Source organism: Variovorax sp. GW531-E2 (assembly GCF_059423125.1).
On record NZ_JBWKXQ010000012.1, the window covers coordinates 1 to 21,595 of the forward strand.

A 21,595-nucleotide genomic window follows, 5' to 3' on the forward strand; every position below is an offset into this window, starting at 1 on the left:
CCCCCCCGCCGAACGCCGCCCGATCCGTGAACTCCCCGACGAGCTGATCAGCCAGATCGCCGCCGGTGAAATGGTCGAGCGCCCCGCCTCGGTGGTGCGCGAACTGCTCGACAACGCGCTGGACGCCGGCGCGCGCCAGATCACCGTGCGGCTGGCCTCGGGCGGCGTGCGGCTGATTTCGGTCGAAGACGACGGCCTGGGCATTCCCCGCGAGGAACTCACGGTGGCGCTGCGCCGCCACGCCACCAGCAAGATCGCGAGCCTGAGCGACCTGGAAACGGTCGGCACCATGGGCTTTCGCGGCGAGGCGCTCGCGGCCATCAACGCGATCGCCGAACTCAGCATCCTCTCGCGCTTCACCGGCGCCGACAGCGCCTACGTGCTCGACGGCGGCACCGGCGAACTGCGGCCGGTGGCGCGCTCCGTGGGCACCACGGTCGAGGTGCGCGAGCTGTTCTTTGCCACGCCCGCGCGGCGCAAGTTTTTGAAGACCGACGCCACCGAGCTGGCCCACTGCATCGAGGCCGTGCGCCGCCATGCGCTGGCGCGGCCCGAGGTGGGCTTCTCGGTCTGGCACGACGGCAAGTTGATCGAACAATGGCGCGCCGCCGCCACGCCCGAGCAGCGGCTGGCCGATGCGCTGAGCGACGACTTCGTGTCGCAGAGCGTCTCCGTGCTGCGCGAAGGCGGCCCGGTGCGCGTGGTCGGCCGTGCCGGCATTCCCGACGCGGCGCGCTCGCGCAACGACCAGCAGTTCTTCTACGTCAACGGCCGCTTCGTGCGCGACAAGGTGCTGTCGCACGCGGTGCGCAGCGCCTACGAAGACGTGCTGCACGGCCAGCGCCAGCCGGTGTACGTGCTGTACCTGGAGATCGATCCCGCGCGCGTCGACGTCAACGTGCACCCGACCAAGATCGAGGTGCGCTTCCGTGACGGGCGCGAGGTGCACCAGGCGGTGCGCCACGCCATCGAGGACGCGCTGGCCGCGCCGCGCGCCGGCGATGCACTGGCACCGGCCGACGCGCCGCCGCAGCCCTTCTTCAAGCAGACACCGCTGCCGCCGAGCGCCAGCTGGTCGCAGCCCGCGATCCCGTTCCAGGCGCGCGAGCGCGGTGCCGGCGACTTCGAGGCGATGTGGCCGCGGCGCACCGAGGAACAGGGGCATGCGCCGGTCACGGCCCCGTCGCAGTGGCAGACCGAAGCGCCGGCGATGTCGTTCCGCGCGCCGGTCGGGCTGCCGGACGGCGAAGCGCCCGCCCCTGCCCCTGTCATGAACCAGGACGCCTGGCCGCTGGGCCGCGCGCTGGCCCAGCTGCAGGGCATCTACATCCTGGCCGAGAACAGCCAGGGCCTCGTGATCGTCGACATGCACGCGGCGCACGAGCGCATCGTCTACGAGCGGCTCAAGACCCAGCTCGACGGCGCGGCCATCACGAGCCAGCCGCTGCTGATCCCGGCCACCTTCGCGGCCACACCGCAGGAAGTGGCCACGGCCGAGGCCTGCGCCGAGGTGCTGCCCACGCTGGGGCTGGAGATCACGCCCTTCTCGGCCCGCACGCTGGCCGTGCGCGCCGTGCCCGGCACGCTGGCCGACGGCGACCCGGTGGAGCTGGCGCGCAGCGTGCTCGCCGAGCTGGGCCAGCACGACGCGAGCACCGTGGTGCAGCGCGCGCAGAACGAACTGCTGTCGACCATGGCCTGCCACGGCGCGGTGCGCGCCAACCGCAAGCTCACCATCGACGAGATGAACGGCCTGCTGCGCCAGATGGAAGCCACCGAGCGCTCCGACCAGTGCAACCACGGCCGGCCGACCTGGCGCCAGCTGTCGATCCGCGAGCTCGATTCGCTGTTCATGCGCGGGCGCTGAGCCCGTCATCGGCGGCCACGCCGACGTGCCGCAGCGTGACGGCGGCCAGCACCGCCAGGACCGCGATGCTGACGGCGCTGGTGGCTGCGGCTGCATTCAGTCCTGCGAGGAAGGCGGCCTGCGCCTGTGCCAGCACGCCGGCAGGCAACTCATGCGCAACCGCTGTAGCGCCTGCCAGGCTGTCCGATACCGCGCGTTGAAGGTCCACGGCCATGCCGTCGATCGGGTCGCCCATCCGCGTGCGATACACCGCCGTCGTCAGGCTGCCCAGCGTGGCGATGCCCACGGCGAGGCCCAGCTCCTGCACCGTTTCGGACAAGGCCGAGGCCGACCCCGCCTTCTCGGGTGGCGCGGCGCCCACGACCAGGTCGGTGCCCAGCGCGGCAATCGTGCCCAAGCCGAGGTACACGAGCGAGAACGCGGCCGTCACCAGTGCGATGCCATGCGGCGTGCGATCGAGCTGGCTCAGCACCAGGTAGCCCACGACCGACAACCCCAGCGCCCCCGCCATCACATGGCCCGGCCGGATGCGCCGCGCGAGCAGCGGCGCCGTGATGCCGGCCACCAGCATCGCGAGCGCCGGCGGCCCCATCCACAGCCCGGCGGCGAGCGGTGACAGGCCCGCCACCAGCTGCAGGTACTGGGTCACCAGCAGCATCGTCCCGCCGACACCGACCAGCCCCACCAGCAACACCACCAGCGCGACGCTGAAGGCCCGGCTGGCGAACAGGCCGAGGTCGATCAGCGGATGGCGCAGCCGCCGTTGCCGCCGGACGAACCCCAGCGCGAACGCCAGCCCACCGAAGAGCGCCAGCACGGCACCGACGCCGATCCCGTCCTTCGCGACCTGCTTGATGCCGTAGACCACCGGCAGCAATGCCAGCAGCGACAGCGCGACGCTGGGCAGGTCGAGCCGCCCCTGCTGCGGCGCGCGGTACTCCGGCAACAGGAACGGCGCCGCCACCAGCAGCAGCCCGACCACCGGCAGCGCGACCAGAAAGGCCGCGCCCCAGCCGTGGTGCGCGAGCAGCAGGCCGCCCACCACCGGCCCGGCCGCCATGCCGAGCGCGAACATGGTCGCCCACAGCCCGATGGCCAGCGCGCGCTGGTGCGGGTGCAGGAACATGTTGCTGATCAGCGCCAGCGTCGACGGCATCAGCGTCGCGCCCGCCACGCCGAGCACGGCACGCGCGGCGATCAGTTGGTTGGCGCTGGTCGAACAGGCCGCCATGACCGACGCCACGCCGAACGCCGCCGCGCCCACCATGAGCAGCTTGCGCCGTCCGATGCGGTCGCCCAGCGTGCCCATCGTGACGAGAAAGCCGGCAATCATGAAACCGTAGGCATCGACGATCCACAGCGCCTGCGCGCTCGTGGGGCGCAGGTCCAGGGCCAGCGCGGGCAGTGCCAGGTGCAGCAGCGTGAGGTCGAGCCCGAGCAGCAGGGTCGGCAGCGCCAGCAGCGCGAGCCCGGTCCATTCGCGGGCGCCGGCGCGGCCTTCGCGCCGCGCGGCCGGAAAGCTGTCGGAAAGGGAAAGTGAATCGCAAGGTGCGGTCAAAAGGGGCCTCCGGGTGCGCGTTCGGGTTGCGGAAGCCCCATCTTCAGGACAAGATCATCACATTACAATTTAAGCGTTTATCCTATTACTGGAGACAACAGCCTTGATCGAGCGCAGCCTCAGCCGCACCAGGAACGAGCTGTCGGAGTTCCTCACCCGGCACCGCCGCAAGCTCACGCCCGCCGATGTGGGCCTGCCCTCGCAGGGGCGGCGCCGCACGCCCGGCCTGCGGCGCGAAGAGGTCGCGGTGATGGCCGGCGTGGGGCTCACCTGGTACACGTGGTTCGAGCAGGGGCGCGAGATCCAGGTGTCGCAGAAATTCCTGCTCGGCGTGGCCCATGCCCTGAAGCTCGACGACGCCGAGTGCAGCCACCTGTTCCTGCTGGCCCACAAGCGCCCGCCGCCGCCGGAGGCCCATCAGCAGGCGTCGGTCACGCCCCGCATCCAGCAGCTCATGGACGAGCTGCCCACCCGCCCCGCCTACGTCTTCAACCTGCGTTGGGACGTGGTGGCCTGGAACGCCGCGGCCGACGCGCTCTTCGGCTTCAGCGCGCGCGAGCGCGAGGCGCGCAACCTCCTTCGCATGGTGTTCGCCGACCCCGAACTGCGCCCGCGCCTGCCCGCCTGGCGCGACGATGCGCCCGGGCTGCTGGCGCAATTCCGATACGACTTCGCCATCGCACCCGACGATCCGGCCATGCGGGGCTTGGTCACGGACCTGAAAGAGCTCTCGCCCGACTTCCGTCGCTGGTGGGACACCCCCGACAGCGCGCCCGCCCGGCGGGGCCTTGGATGCGTACAGACGGCCGACAGCGGACCGTTGGAGTTTCACCACGAAACACTCGTGGTCGACACGCACCGGCACCTGCGGATGGCGGTGTATTTCGTGCAGCCGGCACCGGGCTGAACACCGGGGCCTGTGCGGCAGATAAGCGCCATCAGCGCCGTTTTTGAGGGTTTTCGAGGGTTTTGTGGCGTCATCCACGGTGCGGGCACGCACGTTGCATGGTCTCGTGCCAGGCGCCGGCGAGCGCTGCACAGGGGGAGCTGACACGCGATGCCGACGCGTTTCAGAAAGCAAGCAGATGAACTTTCGGCCGACTTTCGCTGTCCCTCCACCCCATGATCAAACGCTGGCCCCTCCTCGCGTCCATCTTTTCGCTCTGTGCCCTCCTGGCAGCCGGCTGTTCGACCCTCGACGAACGCCAGCGCGAATGGATCTTCCAGCCCAGCGACCGCAGCTGGGGCAATTCGGCCCAGATGACCGAAGGCATGCAGGATGTCTGGATCGACTTCCAGTCGTCCATCACCGGTGAACCGGCGCGCCTGCACGGCCTGTGGCTCGGCGGCGCCCCCGAAACCACCGAGACCCCCGTGCTGCTGTACCTGCATGGTGCGCGCTACAACGTGGCCGGCTCGGCGCCGCGCATCCAGCGCATGCACGAGCTGGGCTTCTCGGTGCTGGCCATCGACTACCGCGGCTTCGGCAAGAGCTCCAAGGGCCTGCCCTCGGAAGCCTCGGCCCGCGAAGACGCCCGCGCCGCCTGGACCTGGCTGGCCGCACGCCATCCACGCCAGCACCGTTACATCTTCGGCCACTCGCTGGGCGGCGCCATCGGCATCGACCTGGCGGCCACGGTGAACGACGAGAGCGGCACCATCGTCGAGAGCACCTTCACCTCCATCGCCGACGTGGCCAGCAGCTTCAAGTGGGGCTGGCTGCCCTTCGGCCCCTTCATCACGCAGCGCTTCGAGGCGATTCGCACCGTCAAGGACATCGGCGCGCCGCTGCTCGTGGTGCACGGCACCGCCGACAGCCTGATCAACCCGACGCTCGGGCGCAAGCTGTACGACGCGGCCACGGTGCCCAAGATGTTCGTGCTGGTCGAGGGCGGCTCGCACCACAACACAAACTCGGTGGGCGCGACGCAGTACCGCGCCGCGCTGTCGCAGCTGTTTCGCATGAAGCCCGAGGACAGCAGCACCGTGGCAGACAGCCGGCCGCAGCCGCGGCTGGTGTCGCCGCGGCCTGCGCAGCCTTCATTGCCTTCCGCGGCGCTGTCGCCGCAAGAGGTGCGGGGCGAGGCGCACACGCCCGCCCCCGCCGCCATCTAGCCCGCCTTTTTCAGGCGGGTCCGTTCCCGCGTCAGGCCGAGGCCAGGTCGAACGGCAGCTGGCGCAAGGGCTTGCCCGTCAGCCGCGCCACGGCGTTGGCGAACGCAGGCGCGAGCGGCGGCAGGCCGGGTTCCCCCATGCCCTTGGGCGCATCGGCACTCGGCACGATGTGCACATCGAACTCGGGCACCTGCGTGATGCGCGCCACGCTGAAGTCGCCGAAGTTGCCCTGCTGCACGACACCGTCCTTCAGCGTGATGGCGCTGCCTTGCAGGCAGGTCGACAGCCCCATCACCGCCGCGCCCTGCACCTGCGCTTCCACGCTGCGCGGGTTCACCGCCAGGTTGCAGTGCACGCCCGAGGTCACGCGGTGCAGCACGGGCTGGCCGTCCTTCACCGACGCTTCGACCACATAGGCCACCACCGACTCGAAGGACTCGTGCACGGCCACGCCCCAGGCGCGGCCTTCGGCCAGCTTCTTCTTGCCGTAGCCGCTCTTGTCGACCGCCAATTGCAGCGCGGCGCGTTGGCGCGGGTGCTTGTCGCCGAAGAGGTTCATGCGGTAGGCCACCGGGTCCTGCTTGGTCGTGCGGGCGATCTCGTCGATCAGCGTCTCCATCACGAAGGCGGTGTGCGTGGAGCCCACGCTGCGCCACCACAGCACCGGCACGTTGACCTGCGGGTGATGCACCGTGAGGCGCATCGGCACGGGGTAAGGATCGCGCATGCCTTCGACGGCCGTGGCGTCGATGCCGTCCTTCACCATGGAGCCGGCGAACACCGTGCCCGCCGTGATCGACTGGCCGACGATCACGTGGTCCCACGCGAGGATCTTGCCGCGCGCGTCGAAGCCGATGCGGGCGCGGTGCAGGTGCATGGGGCGGTAGTAGCCGCCCTTGATGTCGTCCTCGCGGCTCCACAGCAGGCGCACGGGGGCGTCTTTCAGGCCGGCGGTGCGCGCGGCTTTGGCGATCTCGCAGGCCTCGACCACGAAGTCGCTCGAGCCCACGAAGCGCCGGCCGAAGCCGCCACCCGCCATCTGCACGTTCACCTTCACCTGCGCGGGGTCGAGCTTCAGCGTGCGCGCCGCGGCCTGGCCGTCGAGGTCGGCGGACTGCGTGCCGACCCACAGCTCGGCGCGGCCGTCCGACAGCTTCACGGTGCAGTTCTCCGGCTCCATGGGCGCGTGGGCCAGGTAGGGAAACACGAACTCGGCCTCGAGCTTGTGCGGCGCGCCGGCCAGCGGCGCCATGTCGGCGTCGAACTTGCGGTTGCCGGGCCGGCCGGCGAGTTCGCGGTACTGGGCCAGCTGCTTGTCGCTGTCGACCTTCTCCACCGCATCGGTGTTCCACTGCAGCTTGAGCGCATCGCGGCCCAGCTTGGCGGGCCAGTAGCCGTCGGCCACCACGGCCACGCCCTCGGCGCCGCGGTCCAGCGGAATGCGCAGCACGGCCTTCACGCCCTTGACGGCACGCGCCGCGCTGTCGTCCACCGAGGCCAGGCGGGCGCCGAACACGGGCGGATGGGCCACCACGGCCGTCAGCTGGCCGGGCTGCTTCACGTCGATGCCGAAGTCCTGTCGCCCGCTGCTCTTGGCGCGTGCGTCCAGGCGCGTGGTCGGGCGGCCGATGATTCGGAAGTCCTTCGGGCTCTTCAGCGTGACCGTCTCGGGCACCGGCAGCGCCATGGCTGCTTCGGCCAGCTCACCGTAGCCCGCCTTGCGTCCGCCCGGGCCGATGACTGTGCCGGCCTGTGTGCGCAGCGTGGCCACGTCGACCTTCCAGCGCTGCGCCGCGGCCGACAGCAGCATGGCCCGCGCACGCGCGCCCAGTTCGCGGTACTGCGTGTAGCTGTTCTTGATCGAGTTGGAACCGCCGGTCAGGTGCATGCCGAACAGCGGGTCGGCGTAGGCGGCATCGTTGGTGCCGCTGCGGCTGCGCACCAGGGCCCAGTCGGCGTCGAGCTCCTCGGCCAGGATCATCGGCAGGCCGGTCTGCACGCCCTGGCCGAACTCGAGGCGGTTGATGGTGACCGTGACCTCGCCGTTGGGCGCGATCTGCACGAAGGCCGAGGGCTGTTGCGTCGGCTTGAGCGCACCGACGGCCTTGGCCGGGCCGTCGGCCTGCGCCATGGCCAGGTGCGGAAAGGCGCCGAGCACGAGGCCGCCGGCGCCGGCCATCTTCAGGAAGCTGCGGCGCGGCAGCGTGGCGGCCGCGTCGGCGTCATCGGTCGCAGGCTGGACCATCAGGCGCTGCAGCGCGCGCGGCAGGTCGTTGTAGTCGATGTTGGGCAGCATGTCGTCGGCTCCTTAGGCGAGGGTCTTGGCCGCATCGGCCACGGCGGCGCGGATGCGGGCGTAGGTGCCGCAGCGGCAGATGTTGCCGGCCATGGCCGAGTCGATCTCGTCGGTGCTGGGCTGCTTGCCCTTGGGCAGCGACTGCAGGAAGGCGGTCGCGCTCATGATCTGGCCGCTCTGGCAGTAGCCGCACTGCGCGACGTCGTGCTTGACCCACGCGGCATGCACGGCAGCGCCCACGCGGTCGCTGCCGCCGGTCACGGCTTCGATGGTGGTGATCTTCTTGCCCTCGGCCGCCGCGATGGGCGTGATGCACGAGCGGATGGCCTGGCCGTCCATGTGCACGGTGCAGGCGCCGCACAGCGCCGCGCCGCAACCGAACTTGGTACCGGTCATGCCCAGCGTGTCGCGCAGGGCCCAGAGGATGGGGGTGCCGGGGTCGGCGTCGACCGTGTGGTCACGGCCATTGACGTGGAGCGCGCTCATGTGGGTTTTCTCCGTGGGTGGGTTGAAACGATCTGGTTCACTTGGCGCCGTCGAGCACCCATTGCGCGAGCGCCTGCAGGTCCGCGTCGGGCACCTGCGCTTGCGCGGGCATGGGCATCGCGCCCCACTTGCCCGAGCTGCCGGCCTTCATGCTGGCGGCCAGCTGCGCGGCCGTGCCCTTGCCGTCGCCGTAGCGCGCGCCGATTTCTTTCCAGGAAGGGCCCACCACCTTCACGGCGGGCTGGTGGCAGGCCACGCACGCGTACTTCTGCGCCAGCGCGGTGCTGGCGAAAGCGGGTGCGGACCCGGCCATGCTCACGCCGATGGCCAGTGCGGCCACGAGCGAGGCGGTGATGCGATGCGGATGTCGTTCGTCGTGGGTCATTTCTTTTTTCATCATCGTGGAGGGGAAAGCACGGTCCTCGAGCCGCGCGCGGCAGGACTTCACGGCGGCCAGTGTCCGACGAAGCGCCCACGGCCACTTGCCCAATCCGCGCGCGTTCTTGCCTGAAACAACGAGACTGCGCCAAAAACGCCAAGCGCATGAGATGCGCCCGCTAGACTTTGCGCAAGCACCCGAAAGGATTCAGATGGAAGTGCTACAGCCGACGCAGCCAGACGATTCGGCCGTCCTCGGTGCCCTGGCCGCGGCCGTCGGGCGCATTGCCCGAAACGACGGCGACCACGCCACCGCCATTCCCGAACTCTCGCTGCACCGTCGCAGCGCCGCGACCGAGCCCGTGCATTGCATCTACGGCTTCGGCCTGGGCATCACCGTCGGCGGACAGAAGCGCGCGGCGCTCGGCGACGAGATCTATGAATACGGCGCCGGGCAGTCGCTGCTGATCACGGCCGACCTGCCCGTGGTGGCGCACGTCACCCGCGCCAGCGCGGCGCAGCCCTTCCTGGGCCTCATGATCCGGCTCGACCCGCGCGCCATCGTGCAGGTCGCGACCGAGATGGCGTTGCCGCCGCCGTCCAGGGAGCCCCACAACCAGCGCGCCCTGTCGCTGGGCGCGCTCGACGCGACGCTGCTGGGCACCGTCACGCGGCTCGTCGAGCTGCTGGCCGAGCCCCAACTCGTTCCCCAGCTCGCGCCGCTGCTGCAGAAGGAAATCGTCGTGCGCCTGCTCGCCGGGCGCCACGGCCCGCAGCTGCAGCGCCTCATGACCGTGGGCTCGCCCAGCCAGCAGGTGGCGCAGAGCCTGGCGTGGCTCAAGATGAATTTCAGGAAGCCCGTGCAGGCCGACGAGCTGGCCGCGTCCGCGCACATGAGCCCGTCGACCTACCGCCAGCACTTCCGCGCCGTGACCGGCATGAGCCCGATGCAGTACCTGAAGCAGCTGCGCCTGCAGGAAGCGCGGCAGCTGATGCTGAACCAGAACATCGATGCCGGCACCGCCGGCGTGCGCGTGGGCTACGAAAGCGCCTCGCAGTTCAGCCGCGAGTACGCGCGCCTGTTCGGTGCGCCGCCGCTGCGCGACATCCGGCGGATGCGGGACGCGACCGCCGTCGCCTGAGCACTGCGTCGCAGGCAAGCCCCGGGCAGCCGCCCGGCGTCCCAGACAAGCCCCGTGCAGCGGCCCGGCGCGTGCCATTTGCTACCCTCGACGCATGCCCCCCGCTTCCCCTGTTCCCCCGCGCTACATCGCGCTCGCCGGCCCCACCGCGTCCGGCAAGACCGCCGTCGCCCTGGCCGTGGCCCGGCTGCAGCCGGTCGAGATCGTCAGCGTCGACTCGGCGCTGGTCTACCGCGGCATGGACATCGGCACCGCCAAGCCCACCGCCGCCGAGCAGGCCGCCGTGCCGCACCACCTGATCGACATCCTCGATGCGCGCGACAGCTACAGCGCCGCCGCCTTCGTGGCCGACGCCACGCGCCTGATCGATGACATCCGCGCGCGCGGCGCGCTGCCGCTGCTCGTGGGCGGCACCATGCTGTATTTCAAGGCGCTGTTCGACGGCATCGACGCCATGCCCGCGGCCGACCCGGCCGTGCGCGCGCGCCTGGACGCCGAAGCCGCCGCGCTCGGCTGGCCCGCCATGCATGCGCGGCTGGCGCAGGTCGACCCCGTCACCGCCGCGCGGCTCGCACCGCAGGACAGCCAGCGCATCCAGCGCGCGCTCGAGGTGTGGGAAAGCAGCGGCCAGCCGCTGTCGAGCTTCCATGCGAGCGACACCAAGGCCGCCAAGGCCGTCGACGGCGGCGTGCTCGTGTCGCTCGAACCCGAAGACCGCGCCTGGCTGCACGGCCGCATCGCCGAGCGCTTCGACGCCATGCTCGCAGCCGGTTTTCTCGACGAGGTGAAGGCACTGCGCGCGCGCGGCGACCTGTCGCCCGACCTGCCCTCGATGCGCTGCGTCGGCTACCGCCAGGCCTGGGAAATGCTCGACGCCTGCGGCGACGCACCGCCCGATGCCAAGGCGCTGAGCGAATTGCGCGAGCGCGGCATCGCTGCCACGCGCCAGCTCGCCAAGCGGCAGATCACCTGGCTGCGCAGCATGCCGCAGCGCACCGTGATCGCCTGCGATGCGCCCGACGCGGTGCAGGCCGCCGTGCAGCACATCGCCCACATCGCACGCGGGGCGACGCCCGCATGACCCTGCACCTCTCCAACCTCGGCAAGCACTACGGCGATGCGCCCGTCTTCGAACACGTGAGCCTGCAGGTCGCGCCCGGCGAGTTCGTCGCCATCGTCGGCGAATCGGGCGTGGGCAAGTCGACCCTGCTCAACTGCATGGCCGGCCTCGACACTTGGGATGAAGGCAGCGTGTCGCACGACGGCACCGACATCGGCGCGCTCGACGGCGAGGCCCGCGCGCTGTGGCGCCGCCAGCACGTGGGCTTCGTGTTCCAGGCCTTCCACGTGCTGCCGCACCTCGACGTGGCGCAGAACGTGTCGCTGCCGCTGATGCTCTTGGGCCGCCCGCGCGAAGACGCGCGCGTGGCCCACATGCTCGAAGCCGTCGGCCTGCCCGGCATGGGCGCGCGGCTGCCGCAGACGCTCTCAGGCGGCCAGCTGCAGCGCGTGGCGATCGCCCGCGCGCTGGTGCACCGGCCCGCGCTGCTGCTCGCCGACGAACCCACCGGCAACCTCGACCCATCGACCGCCGCGAAGGTGATGGACCTGCTGATCGGCCAGACGCGCGAGCACGGCGCCTCGCTGGTGCTGGTCACGCACTCGGAGAGCGCAGCGGCGCGTGCGGACCGGTTGCTGCACCTGACGGCGAGCGGCATCCGGGCCTGAGAAGAATCAGCCGATCAGCGAGGCGTAGCGCGACAGGTCGACGTTCCCGCCGCTGATCACGATGCCCACGCGCTGGCCTTCGATGGCCTTCGCCGCAGCAATCGCACCCGCGAACGCGAGGCACCCCGTCGGCTCCACCACCATCTTCATGCGCTCGGCGAAGAAGCGCATCGCCTCGACGAGCTGCTCGTCGGTCACCGTGAAGATGTCGTCCACGTCGCGCTGGATGATCCCGAAGGTGTACTCGCCCAGGTGCTGCGTCTGCGCGCCGTCGGCGATGGTCTTGGGCGTTTCGATGTGCACGATCTTCCCGGCGCGCAGCGACTGCTGGCCGTCGTTGCCGGCCTCGGGCTCCACGCCGTAGACCTTGCAGGCGGGCGACAACGCGCGCGCCGACAGCGCCGAGCCCGACAGCAGCCCGCCGCCGCCCAGGCACACGAAGAGGTGATCGAGCGGACCCGTCTCTTCGATGAGCTCTTTCACCGCCGTGCCCTGCCCCGTGAGCACGTCGGGGTGGTCGTAGGGCGGAATCATCGTCATGCCGCGCTCCTGCGCGAGCCGCTTGGTCAGCGCCTCGCGGTCTTCGGTGAAGCGGTCGTACATCACCACTTCGGCGCCGTAGCCCTTCGTGGCCGCGACCTTGGCGGCGGGGGCGTCCTTCGGCATGACGATCACGGCCGGCATCGACAGCAGTCGCGCCGACAGCGCGATGGCCTGCGCGTGGTTGCCCGACGAGAAGGCGATCACGCCGCCTTTGCGCTGCGCCGCGTCGAACTTCGACAGCGCGTTGAACGCACCGCGGAACTTGAACGCGCCCATGCGCTGGAAGTTCTCGCACTTGAAGAAGAACTGCGCGCCCCAGCGCTCGTTGGCGGTGGTCGATTGCAGCACCGGCGTGCGGTGGGCATGGCCTTCGAGCCGCGCGGCCGCGGCGATGACGTCGTCGTAGGTAGGGAGTTGCATGGGTCGAGCTTAGCGGCGGCGTGCCGTTCCTTGCAGCCCCGATGGGTAAAAACCCGGGGATGCGCCCCGTCGCCGAAGTCCGTACTCTGTATACAGAGTTCAGAAAAGGCCCACCATGCCCGCCCAGTTGCTCAGCATCGAAGTCGCCCCCGACCTCGTCGACCAGGTCTACCGCGCCCTGCTCGGCGCCATCAGCAGCGGCGCGCTCGCGCCGGGCGAGCGGCTCACGCAGGAGGACATCGCGGCGCGGCTCGCGGTGTCGCGCCAGCCGGTGCTGCAGGCGCTGCGGCTGCTCAAGAAGGACGGCTTCGTGCAGGACGCGCCCGGGCGCGGCGTGCTGGTGGCGCCGCTGGAGGCCGAGGCGATGCGCAAGGTCTACCAGGTGCGCGGCGCGCTCGACGTGCTGGCCGCGCGGCTGGCGGCGCAGCAGCGTTTTCGCATCGACCCCAAGCTCATCGAGCGCGGCCGGCGTGCGGCGCGCGGGCGCAACGTCGAAGCCATGATCGATGCCGACGTGGCCTTTCACCAGGCCATCTATGCCGCCTCGGGCAACCCGCTGATCGGCCAGAGCGCCGACCCGCACTGGCGCCACCTGCGCCGCGCGATGGGCGCGGTGCTGCAGGCCGAGCCGCAGCGCGAGTCGCTGTGGGACGAGCACGAAGCCATTGCCGACGCCATTGCCGCCGGCGACGTCGAACGCGCCGCGCGCCTGAGCGACGAGCACGTCTCGCGCGCCAGCGACGCGCTGGCCGAGCGGCTCGCGCAGCAGCTGGCGCGCAGGGCATCCGCATCTGGAATCCCCACGAAAAAAGGAGACAAGGCATGAAGCTGACACCCGAGCAACGCGCGCAGTTCGAGCGCGACGGCTACCTGTTCTTCCCCGGCCACTTCTCGCCCGAAGAGACGAAGGTGCTGACCGAGGCGGTGCCCGACCTGTACAGCAAGCGCGCGGCCTTCAACGTGCGCGAGAAGGGCTCCGACGCCGTGCGCACGAACTTCGCGGCGCACCTCATCAGCGAGCCCTTCGCGCGGCTGGCGCGGCACCCGCGCATGGTCGGGCCGGTGATGGACCTGTTCGACGAAGCGGTCTACATGCACCAGTTCAAGATCAACGGCAAGATGGCCTTCGAAGGCGACGTGTGGCAGTGGCACCAGGACTACGGCACCTGGCTCAACGACGACCTGATGCCTACCGAGCGCGCGATGAACGTGGCCATCTTTCTGGACGAAGTGACCGAGCACAACGGCCCGCTGATGTTCATTCCGGGCAGCCACCGCAAGGGCGTGGTCGACGCGAAGCATGACCTCACGACCACCAGCTACCCGCTGTGGACGGTCGACAACGACCTGATCCGCCAGCTGGTCGACCGCGCCGGCGGCACGCAAGGCGGCATCGTCTCGCCCAAGGGGCCGGCCGGTTCGATGATCCTGTTCCACAGCTGCCTCGTGCATGCCTCGGGCAGCAATCTCTCACCCTTCAACCGCGTGGCGGTGTACCTGAGCCTGTGCGCGGTCAGCAACCACATCCGCCGCCACCAGCGGCCGGAGTACATCGCGCACCGCGACTTCACGCCGATCGAGGTGCTGCCCGACGACTGCCTGCTGACGCCCTACCCCGTCGACGTGCCGTGGAAAGACGGCCTGCCCGAGAGCGCGCTGCGCACCTCGCCCGACCTGATCGAAACCGTGGAAGCCTGACCGCCATGAGCCTGCACACCCGCCTGCAACAGCGCGCCGCCGAAGGCCGCCCCATCCGCATCGGCCTGATCGGCGCCGGCAAGTTCGGCGCCATGTACCTGGCGCAGATTCCGCGCACGCCCGGCGTGCAGCTGGTCGCCATTGCCGACCTCTCGCCCGCCGCCGCGCGCGTCAACCTGGAGCGCGTGGGCTGGCAGGCCGAGCGCAGCAACGCCGGCTCGGTGCAGGAGGCGCTGAAGACCGGCGCCACCTGGATCACCGACGACTGGCAGGCCGTGACGCGCGAGCCCAGCATCGACATCGTGGTCGAGTGCACCGGCAACCCGGTCGCCGCGGTCGACCATTGCCTGGACGCCTTTGCGCACGGCAAGCACGTGGTCAACGTGACGGTCGAGGCCGACGCCTTCTGCGGCCCGCTGCTCGCGCACAAGGCGCAGCAGGCCGGCGTGGTGTATTCGCTGGCCTTCGGCGACCAGCCCGCGCTGATCTGCGACCTGGTCGACTGGGCGCGCACCTGCGGCTTTCCGGTGGTGGCGGCGGGGCGCGGCCACAAGTGGCTGCCGCACTTCACCGAATCGACGCCCGAGACCGTATGGGGCAACTACGGCCTCACGCCCGAACAGGCCAAGCGCGGCGGGCTCAACCCGAAGATGTTCAACAGTTTTCTCGACGGCTCCAAGCCGTCGATCGAGAGCTCGGCGGTGGCCAACGCCACCGGCCTGGGCGTGCCCTCCGACGGCCTGCTCTACCCGCCCGCGAGCGTGGAAGACATTCCCTTCGTCACGCGCCCGCGCAGCGAAGGCGGCGTGCTGGAGCGCAAGGGCATGGTCGAGGTGATCTCGTCGCTCGAGGCCGACGGCCGCAAGATCCCGTACGACATCCGCATGGGCGTGTGGGTCACGGTCGAGGCCGAGACCGACTACATCAAGAACTGCTTCGAGGAATACAACGCCCACACCGACCCGAGCGGGCGCTACTTCACGCTGTACAAGCGCTGGCACCTGATCGGGCTCGAGGTGGGCATGTCGGTCGCCAGCGTGGCGCTGCGCGGCGAGCCCACCGGCGTGGCCACCGGCTGGAACGCCGACGTGGTCGCCACCGCCAAGCGCGACCTCGCCGCGGGCGAGATGCTCGACGGCGAAGGCGGCTACACCGTCTGGGGCAAGCTGCTGCCGGCCGAGCGCTCGCTGCGCCTGGGCGGCCTGCCGTTGGGGCTGGCGCACAACGTCAAGCTCGTGCGCCCCGTCAAGAAGGGCCAGAGCCTGAGCTGGGCCGACGTGGCGATGGACACCACCACCGCCGCCTACCGGCTGCGCCAGGAAATGGAAGCGCTGTTCACGCCCGCGGTGCGCGCCCGCGCCGCCTGAGAAGGTGTGAGCGCGGGGGCCGCGCGCCCACGTTGCGCCAAAGAGCGAACAGGACAAGAATCTTCTGCTCGGCACCGCGCCCGGTGTCGAAATGACCGGTTGCGGGCCGTCATTGTGGTGAGCGCTCTTGCTCGGCAAGCTTTTCCTCACGGAGAAACACCATGCAGTACATGTTGATGTTCTACCAACCCGCGGCCGAATTCGAACAACGCAACGACGCCTCGTCGCAGGCCTACCGCGCGAGTTGGGTCGCGTACGCCGACGCGGTGCGCCAGTCGGGCATTTCGCTCGGCGGCCACGGCCTGCTGCCGCCCATGACCGGCACCACGCTGCGCGTGCGCGGCGACAAGCGCCAGGTGCAGGACGGCCCCTTCGCCGACACCAAGGAGCAGCTCGGCGGCTACTTCGTCGTCGACGTGCCCGACCTCGACGCGGCGCTCGAATGGGCCGCGCGTGCGCCCTGCGCCGCCAGTGGCGGTGTCGAAGTCCGGCCGGTCTTCACCGCCACCGCAGCGGCGGGCGCGAGCCAGACGTGACCACTCCGGCGGCACACCACGCCGCCGAACGCGCGGCACGCGAGTCGTACGGGCGGCTGCTGGCCATCCTGTCCGCCCGCACGCACGACATCGCGGCCTCCGAAGACGCCCTGGCCGACGCCTTCGCCCGCGCGCTCGAGCGCTGGCCCGCCGACGGCGTGCCGGTGCAGCCCGACGCCTGGCTGCTGAGCGTCGCGCGGCACCGCAAGCTCGACGCCTGGCGCCACAGCCGTGTGCAGGACGACGCCACGCAGACGCTGCTGCTGCTCGCCGGCGAGATGGACGAGGCCGACCCCGAGGCCGCCACCGTGCCCGACGAGCGCCTGCGCCTGCTGTTCGTCTGCGCGCACCCCGCCATCGACGCCGCCGCGCGCGCGCCGCTCATGCTGCAGACCGTGCTCGGGCTCGATGCCGCGCGCATGGCCGGCGCCTTCCTCACCTCGCCTTCCGCGCTGGGCCAGCGGCTGGTGCGCGCCAAGGCCCGCATCCGCGCCGCCGGCATTCCCTTCGAATACCCGCAGGCGCGCGACCTGCCGCACCGGCTGCGCGACGTGCTCGACGGCATCTACGCCGCCTACGGCACCGGCTGGGACGACGTCGGCGGCGCCGACGCCCTGCCGCGCGGCCTGACGACCGAGGCCATCGACCTGGGCCGCATCCTGTGCCGCCTGCTGCCCGCCGAGCCCGAGCCGCTGGGCCTGCTCGCGCTGATGCTGTTCTGCGAGGCGCGCACCGCGGCGCGCCGCACCGAGGCCGGCGCCTACGTGCCGCTCGACCAGCAGGACATCACGCGCTGGGACCACGCGCTGCTGGCCGAGGCCGAGCACCACCTGCGCATCGCGTCGGCCATGCAGTCGCTCGGGCCCTACCAGCTCGAGGCCGCGATCCAGTCGGCCCACTGCGAGCGCCGCGCCGGCGCACCGGTGCCGCCCGAGGTGCTGGTGTCGCTGTACGAAGGCCTGCTCGCACTGCGGCCCAGCATCGGCGCGCAGGTGAGCCTGGCGTGCGCGCTGGCGAATGCGCGCGGGCCCGAGACCGGGCTGCGCGCGCTCGATGCGATTCCGTCGGACGAGGTGGCGAGCTACCAGCCGTTCTGGGCGGCGCGTGCGCACCTGCTTGCGGCCGGTGGCGCGCGGGTTGCGGCGCGTCAGGCATACGACCGGGCGATCGGGTTGAGCAGCAACGGGGCGGTGCGGGCGTACCTGCACGCGATGTCGGAACGGGCCTGAGGCAACGCGCGCTCAGCGCGCATTGAAAGTGCGCGGAAACAACGCGGCCTGCGATCGGTCTCGCAGCCGGTAGCCCATGGCGGGCCGGCCCAGGCTGCCCGCCACCATGCCCGCTTCTTCCATGAACCCACCATCCAGCATCCGCTTGCGGAAGGCACTCTTGTCGATGTCACGGCCCAGCACGACCTCATAGGCGTGCTGCAGCGACGGCAGGGTGAAAGGCTCTTCCAGAAGAAAGGCCGGCAGCGAGGTGTATTCCACCTTGCTGCGCAGACGCGCAACGGCCGCCTCGAGCAGTTCTCCGTGGTCGAACGCCAGACGTTTGCGCAAGGCCGCATCGACCTCGAACCACGCCACCTCGGCGGCGGTGGCGCCGCTGCGCAATTGCATGGCCTGCGCCGGAATGAGTGCATAGAAGCAGTGCGTGGCCGACCACCCGCGCGGATCGCGCTGCGCCCCGCCCCAACTCCCGAGCTGCTCGAGATAGGGCGTGACCACGCCGGTCTTCTCGCGCAGCTTGCGCAATGCGCAATCGAGCAGCGAGGCATCTTCATCGGTGTTGATGAAGCCGCCCGGCAATGCCCATTTGCCAGGAAACGGCTCGTTGCTGTCGGCCGCCCGTTTCACCAGCAAGACCTGCAGTGCGTCGTCGAGCACAGTGAACATCGCCACATCGACCGTGACCAACGGGCGGGGAAAGGTCAAGGCAGGGAACGTTGAAGCGGGCATGGTCACGATCAGCTTGACTCCGGATTTATTAGTTGTACTATACAACCCATCATTAGTTGCACAGAGCAACTCAATGAGATGACGAAAAGAACAACAACGAGAGGAACCCAGAACAATGAACAAGCAGACCACGCCGCTTCCCACCGAGCCCCATCTCGCCCAACGCGAGCGCTGGCCGCAGGACGGAAAGCACATCCTGGCGCATCACGATGCCCAGTCCGTCATCGTCTATCAGGCCTACCGCCCCGCCATCGGCGAATACGCGGTGCGGCACGGCCGTCTCGACGGACCGGACTTCAGCCTTTCACGGATGAGCTGGATCAAACCCAACTTCCTCTGGATGATGTATCGCTCCGGCTGGGGCACCAAGGAAGGCCAGGAGGTCACGCTCGGGCTGCGGCTGCGCCGTGCGTTCTTCGAACGGGTCGTGCGCGAGGCCGTGCCTTCGACCTTCGATGCCGGGCGCTATCCTGATCGCGATGCGTGGCAGGAAGCGGTCAACCGCTCCGAGGTTCGCCTGCAATGGGACCCGGACCACGCACCGGCAGGCAACAAGCTGGAACGCCGCGCGATTCAGTTGGGCCTGCGGGGCCGAACGCTCGCCGCGTTTGCGAATGAAGAACTGCTCGAGGTGATCGACATGCGCGCCTTCGTGGACGCTCAACGCCCGATGGCGCAGAACGACAACCCCGGGCTGCAATTGCCGGTCGAGCATGTGCTCGGCTTCGAATCCTGAGGACCACACGGAATGACGACGAACAGACCCCACGCGCTGCGCAGCAACGAAGACCTGCTCGCGCACATCGCCCAAGGCCACAAGATCGACTGCCTGTTCTTCTGGGGCCACCAGGTTCCGAAGGACGGCAGCATCGGCAAGAGCTGCTTCAGCCAGTGGTACGAGGCGCCCTTCACTGTCGAAGGCGTCACCTACCGTACCGCCGAGCATTTCATGATGGCTGGCAAGGCCCGGCTCTTCGGTGACGCAGCCACCTGCGAAAAGATCATCGCCGCGCGCACGCCCGGCGAAGCGAAGAAGCTGGGGCGCCAGATCGGCAACTTCGATGAAGCGGCGTGGCTCGAAGCGCGCTTCGACCTCGTGACGCGCGGAAACGTTGCGAAGTTCTCGCAGAACGCGGCGCTCGGCGCGTACCTGCTCGGCACTGGCCGGCAGGTGCTGGTCGAGGCGAGCCCCGTCGATGCGATCTGGGGCATCGGCCTCGCAGCCACGGACGCGGCAGCGCAAGACCCGCGCACCTGGAAAGGCCTGAACCTGCTGGGCTATGCGCTGATGGCGGCCCGCGACGAACTGGGGGCGGCCCCATGAACGCGGTGCGCTACCAGGGGTGCCTGCTTGGGCTGGCCTGCGGCGATGCGGTGGGCACCACGCTGGAGTTCCGCACGCGCGGCACGTTCGAGCCCGTCACCGACATGCGCGGCGGCGGACCTTTCGGCCTGATCCCCGGCGAATGGACCGACGACACCTCGATGGCGCTGTGCCTCGCGGCGAGCCTGATCCATTGCCAGGGCTTCGATGCCACCGACCAGATGAACCGCTACTGCAACTGGCGCAGCGTGGGCTACATGAGCAGCACGGGAAGCTGCTTCGACATCGGCTTCACGGTGTCGGGCGCCCTCACCCGCTACCTCGCATCGGGCGATCCGTTCGCGGGCGACCCCGATCCGCGCACGGCAGGCAACGGCGCGCTGATGCGGCTCGCGCCGGTGCCGATGTTCTACGCAGCGAGCGCCGAAGCGGCGTGGCGGCAGGCCGGAGAAAGCACACGCACCACGCACGGCTCGCAGGAGGCCATCGAGTGCTCGCAGCTTTTCGCGTTGCAACTGCGCGCAGCGCTGCAAGGCGAAAGCAAGGCGGCGATTCTTGCCACCGTACCGTTGGCGCCCTTGAGCGAAAAAGTCGCGGCGCTGGCACGCGGCGACTACGCATCAAAGCCGATCGAACGCATCAAGGGTTCGGGCTACTGCGTCGAATCGCTCGAAGCGGCGCTCTGGTGCTTCGCGCACACCGACTCGTTCGAGCAGGCGGTCCTCGCAGCCACCAACCTGGGTGACGATGCCGACACCACCGCGGCGATCTGCGGCCAGATCGCAGGCGCCTTCTACGGCGTGGACGGCATTCCCGCCGGCTGGCTGCGCCAGCTCGTGATGCGCGACGAGATCACGCAGATGGCGAACGACCTGCTCGCGCTGGCGCAACGCTGAACGCGTCCGCGCTCAATCCGACGTCACAGCAGCGGCGGCCCCCACGCGCCGCCCTTCGAGCCGGCTGCCGCCCTGCGTCAGCGTGACGCCGATCACCTCGCCCCCATCGCCGCGCCGAAACACGAACTGCGCGCCGATGGCCGTCACCGCAAAACGATCAGGCCCGGTGGGCGTGAGGCCGTTGTAGGCCTTGCCCGATTCACGCGCCAGCAAGCGCCCGTCGCGCACAGTGAAGCCCAGCACCTGCGCCTTGCCCACGCGGAACTCGCCCGCGTAGTCGGCCAGGCGCTTCGGATCGATCGGCACTTCCGTCGTCGGCACCGGGTAGCGGCTCTTGCCGATGGCGAGCATCACGGGCTGCAGCGGCGCGCGCTGGTTGCTGGCCAGCACGATGAGCGCCTCGCCGGTGTCGGGTGCCAACAGCCAGAGCGTGCGGTAGCCCTCGGTGACGCCCGCGTGGTAGTAGGTGCGCCGGCCGGTCTCGGGGCCGCGCACCATCACGGCATAGCCGATCTCGGCGCCCTCGTAGCGCGCGAGCGGCGTGAGCAGGCGCGCGGCGGCCGGGCCCAGCGGGCCGTGCGCGCCGGCGAGGATGGCGCGGCTGAAGGCCAGCATGTCGGCGGCGGTCGAGCGCAGCGCGCTGGCGGGCGCGTAGGCATGCATGTCGAAGCGGCGCTGGCGCTGGTCGCCCGCGAACGGCGGCGCCATGCGCGAGGCCTTGTCGCCGAGCGGGATCACGGTGTCGTTCATGCCCAGCGGCTCGGTGATGCGCGCACGCACCAGCTCGCCCCACGAGGTGCCGTAGCGCAGCGCCAGCAGCTGCCCGAGCAGCGCCATGCCGAAGTTGCTGTAGCGCGCCTCGCACGGAGCCGCGACGCCCGTGAGGTGGATGCGCGCGAGCGCGGCCCAGAACATCGGCAGGTCAAAGCTGCGGAACTGCTCGGCCAGCGCGGCGCCGCCGGTCACGCCGTCGGCCATCACGGGCAGGCAGCCGGTGTGGGTGACGAGCTGCCGCAGCGTGATCGACGCCACGGCGGGCGGCACGCCCTCGGCGTGGCCGGCCAGCAGCTTGCCCACGCTGTCGTCGAGCGCCACGTCGCCGCGCTCCACGGCCTGCGCCAGCAGCAGGCCGGTGAAGACCTTGGTGACCGAGCCGATCTCGAACATCGGCTGCTCCGCGCTGGCCGCCGCAATGGCGCGCGCCACCAGCGGCTCGGGGTTGTGGGCGATGCCGTAGGCGGCCTTGTCGCCGCGCAGCACGCCGACCACCAGCGTGCCCGGGG

21 protein-coding genes are annotated in these 21,595 nt (G+C 70.3%); 14 read left to right on the plus strand and 7 right to left on the minus strand.

Annotated elements, in window-relative coordinates:
* Positions 1-1,867 (plus strand): DNA mismatch repair endonuclease MutL (gene mutL, locus AC07XP_RS10005; protein WP_495264554.1); only part of this gene is annotated, 1,867 nt, incomplete at its 5' end.
* Here the strand turns inward: mutL and AC07XP_RS10010 are convergent.
* A complete protein-coding gene (locus AC07XP_RS10010; protein WP_495264555.1) occupies positions 1,851-3,425 on the minus strand; it encodes an MFS transporter in 1,575 nt (524 codons plus the stop codon). The genes mutL and AC07XP_RS10010 overlap by 17 nt on opposite strands.
* A 103-nt stretch (positions 3,426-3,528) precedes the next feature.
* Between AC07XP_RS10010 and AC07XP_RS10015 the strand changes: the two genes are divergently transcribed.
* The gene (locus tag AC07XP_RS10015) at positions 3,529-4,332 is read left to right on the plus strand and encodes a helix-turn-helix transcriptional regulator (RefSeq protein WP_495264556.1); all 804 of its coding nucleotides are present in this window, start codon (positions 3,529-3,531) and stop codon (positions 4,330-4,332) included.
* 215 nt (positions 4,333-4,547) lie between these two features.
* Positions 4,548-5,540 (plus strand): alpha/beta hydrolase, encoded by a 993-nt coding sequence (locus AC07XP_RS10020; RefSeq protein ID WP_175497121.1) that lies wholly within the window; start codon positions 4,548-4,550, stop codon positions 5,538-5,540.
* Between the two features lie 31 nt (positions 5,541-5,571).
* Here AC07XP_RS10020 and AC07XP_RS10025 read toward each other — a convergent pair whose 3' ends face one another.
* The 3 genes from AC07XP_RS10025 to AC07XP_RS10035 are packed head-to-tail and all read right to left on the minus strand — an operon-like array spanning position 5,572 to position 8,707.
* The gene (locus tag AC07XP_RS10025; protein ID WP_495264557.1) at positions 5,572-7,836 is read right to left on the minus strand and encodes a xanthine dehydrogenase family protein molybdopterin-binding subunit; all 2,265 of its coding nucleotides are present in this window, start codon (positions 7,834-7,836) and stop codon (positions 5,572-5,574) included.
* A 12-nt stretch (positions 7,837-7,848) separates the two neighbouring features.
* A complete protein-coding gene (locus tag AC07XP_RS10030; protein WP_062478499.1) occupies positions 7,849-8,322 on the minus strand; it encodes a (2Fe-2S)-binding protein in 474 nt (157 codons plus the stop codon).
* 37 nt (positions 8,323-8,359) lie between these two features.
* Complete coding sequence (locus AC07XP_RS10035) at positions 8,360-8,707, minus strand: c-type cytochrome (protein WP_495264558.1); 348 nt, start codon at positions 8,705-8,707, stop codon at positions 8,360-8,362.
* A gap of 205 nt (positions 8,708-8,912) precedes the next feature.
* On the opposite strand from AC07XP_RS10035, the gene AC07XP_RS10040 reads away from it, so the two are divergent.
* The 3 genes from AC07XP_RS10040 (at position 8,913) to AC07XP_RS10050 (ending at position 11,570) form a co-directional block, all read left to right on the plus strand.
* Complete coding sequence (locus AC07XP_RS10040) at positions 8,913-9,842, plus strand: AraC family transcriptional regulator (protein WP_495264559.1); 930 nt, start codon at positions 8,913-8,915, stop codon at positions 9,840-9,842.
* A gap of 94 nt (positions 9,843-9,936) precedes the next feature.
* Positions 9,937-10,923 (plus strand): tRNA (adenosine(37)-N6)-dimethylallyltransferase MiaA, encoded by a 987-nt coding sequence (gene miaA / locus AC07XP_RS10045; RefSeq protein ID WP_495264560.1) that lies wholly within the window; start codon positions 9,937-9,939, stop codon positions 10,921-10,923.
* A complete protein-coding gene (locus AC07XP_RS10050; RefSeq protein ID WP_095746026.1) occupies positions 10,920-11,570 on the plus strand; it encodes an ABC transporter ATP-binding protein in 651 nt (216 codons plus the stop codon). The genes miaA and AC07XP_RS10050 overlap by 4 nt, the downstream gene beginning before the upstream one ends.
* A gap of 6 nt (positions 11,571-11,576) precedes the next feature.
* Here AC07XP_RS10050 and AC07XP_RS10055 read toward each other — a convergent pair whose 3' ends face one another.
* Positions 11,577-12,533: a threo-3-hydroxy-L-aspartate ammonia-lyase gene (locus AC07XP_RS10055; protein ID WP_307693403.1), complete on the minus strand. Its 957-nt coding sequence runs from the start codon at positions 12,531-12,533 to the stop codon at positions 11,577-11,579.
* 115 nt (positions 12,534-12,648) lie between these two features.
* On the opposite strand from AC07XP_RS10055, the gene AC07XP_RS10060 reads away from it, so the two are divergent.
* From AC07XP_RS10060 to AC07XP_RS10080, 5 genes are all read left to right on the plus strand, one after another.
* Complete coding sequence (locus AC07XP_RS10060; RefSeq protein ID WP_495264561.1) at positions 12,649-13,359, plus strand: GntR family transcriptional regulator; 711 nt, start codon at positions 12,649-12,651, stop codon at positions 13,357-13,359.
* Positions 13,356-14,231: a phytanoyl-CoA dioxygenase family protein gene (locus AC07XP_RS10065; RefSeq protein WP_495264562.1), complete on the plus strand. Its 876-nt coding sequence runs from the start codon at positions 13,356-13,358 to the stop codon at positions 14,229-14,231. Before AC07XP_RS10060 ends, AC07XP_RS10065 begins: the two co-directional genes overlap by 4 nt.
* 5 nt (positions 14,232-14,236) lie before the next feature.
* On the plus strand, positions 14,237-15,598 hold the full coding sequence (locus AC07XP_RS10070) for an NAD(P)H-dependent oxidoreductase (RefSeq protein ID WP_495260209.1): 1,362 nt from the start codon (positions 14,237-14,239) through the stop codon (positions 15,596-15,598).
* 161 nt (positions 15,599-15,759) lie between these two features.
* Positions 15,760-16,134, plus strand: coding sequence for a YciI family protein (locus AC07XP_RS10075; protein ID WP_062478473.1), 375 nt, complete (start codon positions 15,760-15,762; stop codon positions 16,132-16,134).
* Entirely contained in the window at positions 16,131-17,363 is a 1,233-nt protein-coding gene (locus tag AC07XP_RS10080) for an RNA polymerase sigma factor (RefSeq protein WP_495264563.1), read from the plus strand. The genes AC07XP_RS10075 and AC07XP_RS10080 overlap by 4 nt, the downstream gene beginning before the upstream one ends.
* Positions 17,364-17,375: 12 nt before the next feature.
* Here the strand turns inward: AC07XP_RS10080 and AC07XP_RS10085 are convergent, their stop codons facing one another.
* Positions 17,376-18,092, minus strand: coding sequence for an NUDIX hydrolase (locus AC07XP_RS10085; RefSeq protein WP_495264606.1), 717 nt, complete (start codon positions 18,090-18,092; stop codon positions 17,376-17,378).
* 115 nt (positions 18,093-18,207) lie between these two features.
* Between AC07XP_RS10085 and AC07XP_RS10090 the strand changes: the two genes are divergently transcribed.
* From AC07XP_RS10090 to AC07XP_RS10100, 3 genes are read left to right on the plus strand one after another with little or no spacing between them, the layout of a single operon-like run.
* The gene (locus tag AC07XP_RS10090) at positions 18,208-18,828 is read left to right on the plus strand and encodes a DUF4291 domain-containing protein (RefSeq protein WP_495264564.1); all 621 of its coding nucleotides are present in this window, start codon (positions 18,208-18,210) and stop codon (positions 18,826-18,828) included.
* A 12-nt stretch (positions 18,829-18,840) separates the two neighbouring features.
* Complete coding sequence (ybiA, locus tag AC07XP_RS10095) at positions 18,841-19,416, plus strand: riboflavin biosynthesis intermediates N-glycosidase (protein WP_492727691.1); 576 nt, start codon at positions 18,841-18,843, stop codon at positions 19,414-19,416.
* Positions 19,413-20,312, plus strand: coding sequence for an ADP-ribosylglycohydrolase family protein (locus tag AC07XP_RS10100; protein WP_495264565.1), 900 nt, complete (start codon positions 19,413-19,415; stop codon positions 20,310-20,312). The genes ybiA and AC07XP_RS10100 overlap by 4 nt, the downstream gene beginning before the upstream one ends.
* Positions 20,313-20,324: 12 nt before the next feature.
* Here the strand turns inward: AC07XP_RS10100 and AC07XP_RS10105 are convergent.
* The coding region (locus AC07XP_RS10105) for a serine hydrolase domain-containing protein (protein WP_495264566.1) at positions 20,325-21,595 on the minus strand (1,271 nt) is incomplete at its 5' end.

Excerpts from the sequence above, each read along its gene's own strand:
- AC07XP_RS10020 (WP_175497121.1), top strand. The coding sequence starts at position 4,548 with ATGATCAAACGCTGGCCCCTCCTCGCGTCCATCTTTTCGCTCTGTGCC.
- AC07XP_RS10025 (WP_495264557.1), bottom strand. The coding sequence starts at position 7,836 with ATGCTGCCCAACATCGACTACAACGACCTGCCGCGCGCGCTGCAGCGC.
- AC07XP_RS10030 (WP_062478499.1), bottom strand. The coding sequence starts at position 8,322 with ATGAGCGCGCTCCACGTCAATGGCCGTGACCACACGGTCGACGCCGAC.
- AC07XP_RS10035 (WP_495264558.1), bottom strand. The coding sequence starts at position 8,707 with ATGACCCACGACGAACGACATCCGCATCGCATCACCGCCTCGCTCGTG.
- AC07XP_RS10040 (WP_495264559.1), top strand. The coding sequence starts at position 8,913 with ATGGAAGTGCTACAGCCGACGCAGCCAGACGATTCGGCCGTCCTCGGT.
- miaA (WP_495264560.1), top strand. The coding sequence starts at position 9,937 with ATGCCCCCCGCTTCCCCTGTTCCCCCGCGCTACATCGCGCTCGCCGGC.
- AC07XP_RS10050 (WP_095746026.1), top strand. The coding sequence starts at position 10,920 with ATGACCCTGCACCTCTCCAACCTCGGCAAGCACTACGGCGATGCGCCC.
- AC07XP_RS10055 (WP_307693403.1), bottom strand. The coding sequence starts at position 12,533 with ATGCAACTCCCTACCTACGACGACGTCATCGCCGCGGCCGCGCGGCTC.
- AC07XP_RS10060 (WP_495264561.1), top strand. The coding sequence starts at position 12,649 with ATGCCCGCCCAGTTGCTCAGCATCGAAGTCGCCCCCGACCTCGTCGAC.
- AC07XP_RS10065 (WP_495264562.1), top strand. The coding sequence starts at position 13,356 with ATGAAGCTGACACCCGAGCAACGCGCGCAGTTCGAGCGCGACGGCTAC.
- AC07XP_RS10070 (WP_495260209.1), top strand. The coding sequence starts at position 14,237 with ATGAGCCTGCACACCCGCCTGCAACAGCGCGCCGCCGAAGGCCGCCCC.
- AC07XP_RS10075 (WP_062478473.1), top strand. The coding sequence starts at position 15,760 with ATGCAGTACATGTTGATGTTCTACCAACCCGCGGCCGAATTCGAACAA.
- AC07XP_RS10085 (WP_495264606.1), bottom strand. The coding sequence starts at position 18,092 with ATGCCCGCTTCAACGTTCCCTGCCTTGACCTTTCCCCGCCCGTTGGTC.
- AC07XP_RS10090 (WP_495264564.1), top strand. The coding sequence starts at position 18,208 with ATGAACAAGCAGACCACGCCGCTTCCCACCGAGCCCCATCTCGCCCAA.
- ybiA (WP_492727691.1), top strand. The coding sequence starts at position 18,841 with ATGACGACGAACAGACCCCACGCGCTGCGCAGCAACGAAGACCTGCTC.
- AC07XP_RS10100 (WP_495264565.1), top strand. The coding sequence starts at position 19,413 with ATGAACGCGGTGCGCTACCAGGGGTGCCTGCTTGGGCTGGCCTGCGGC.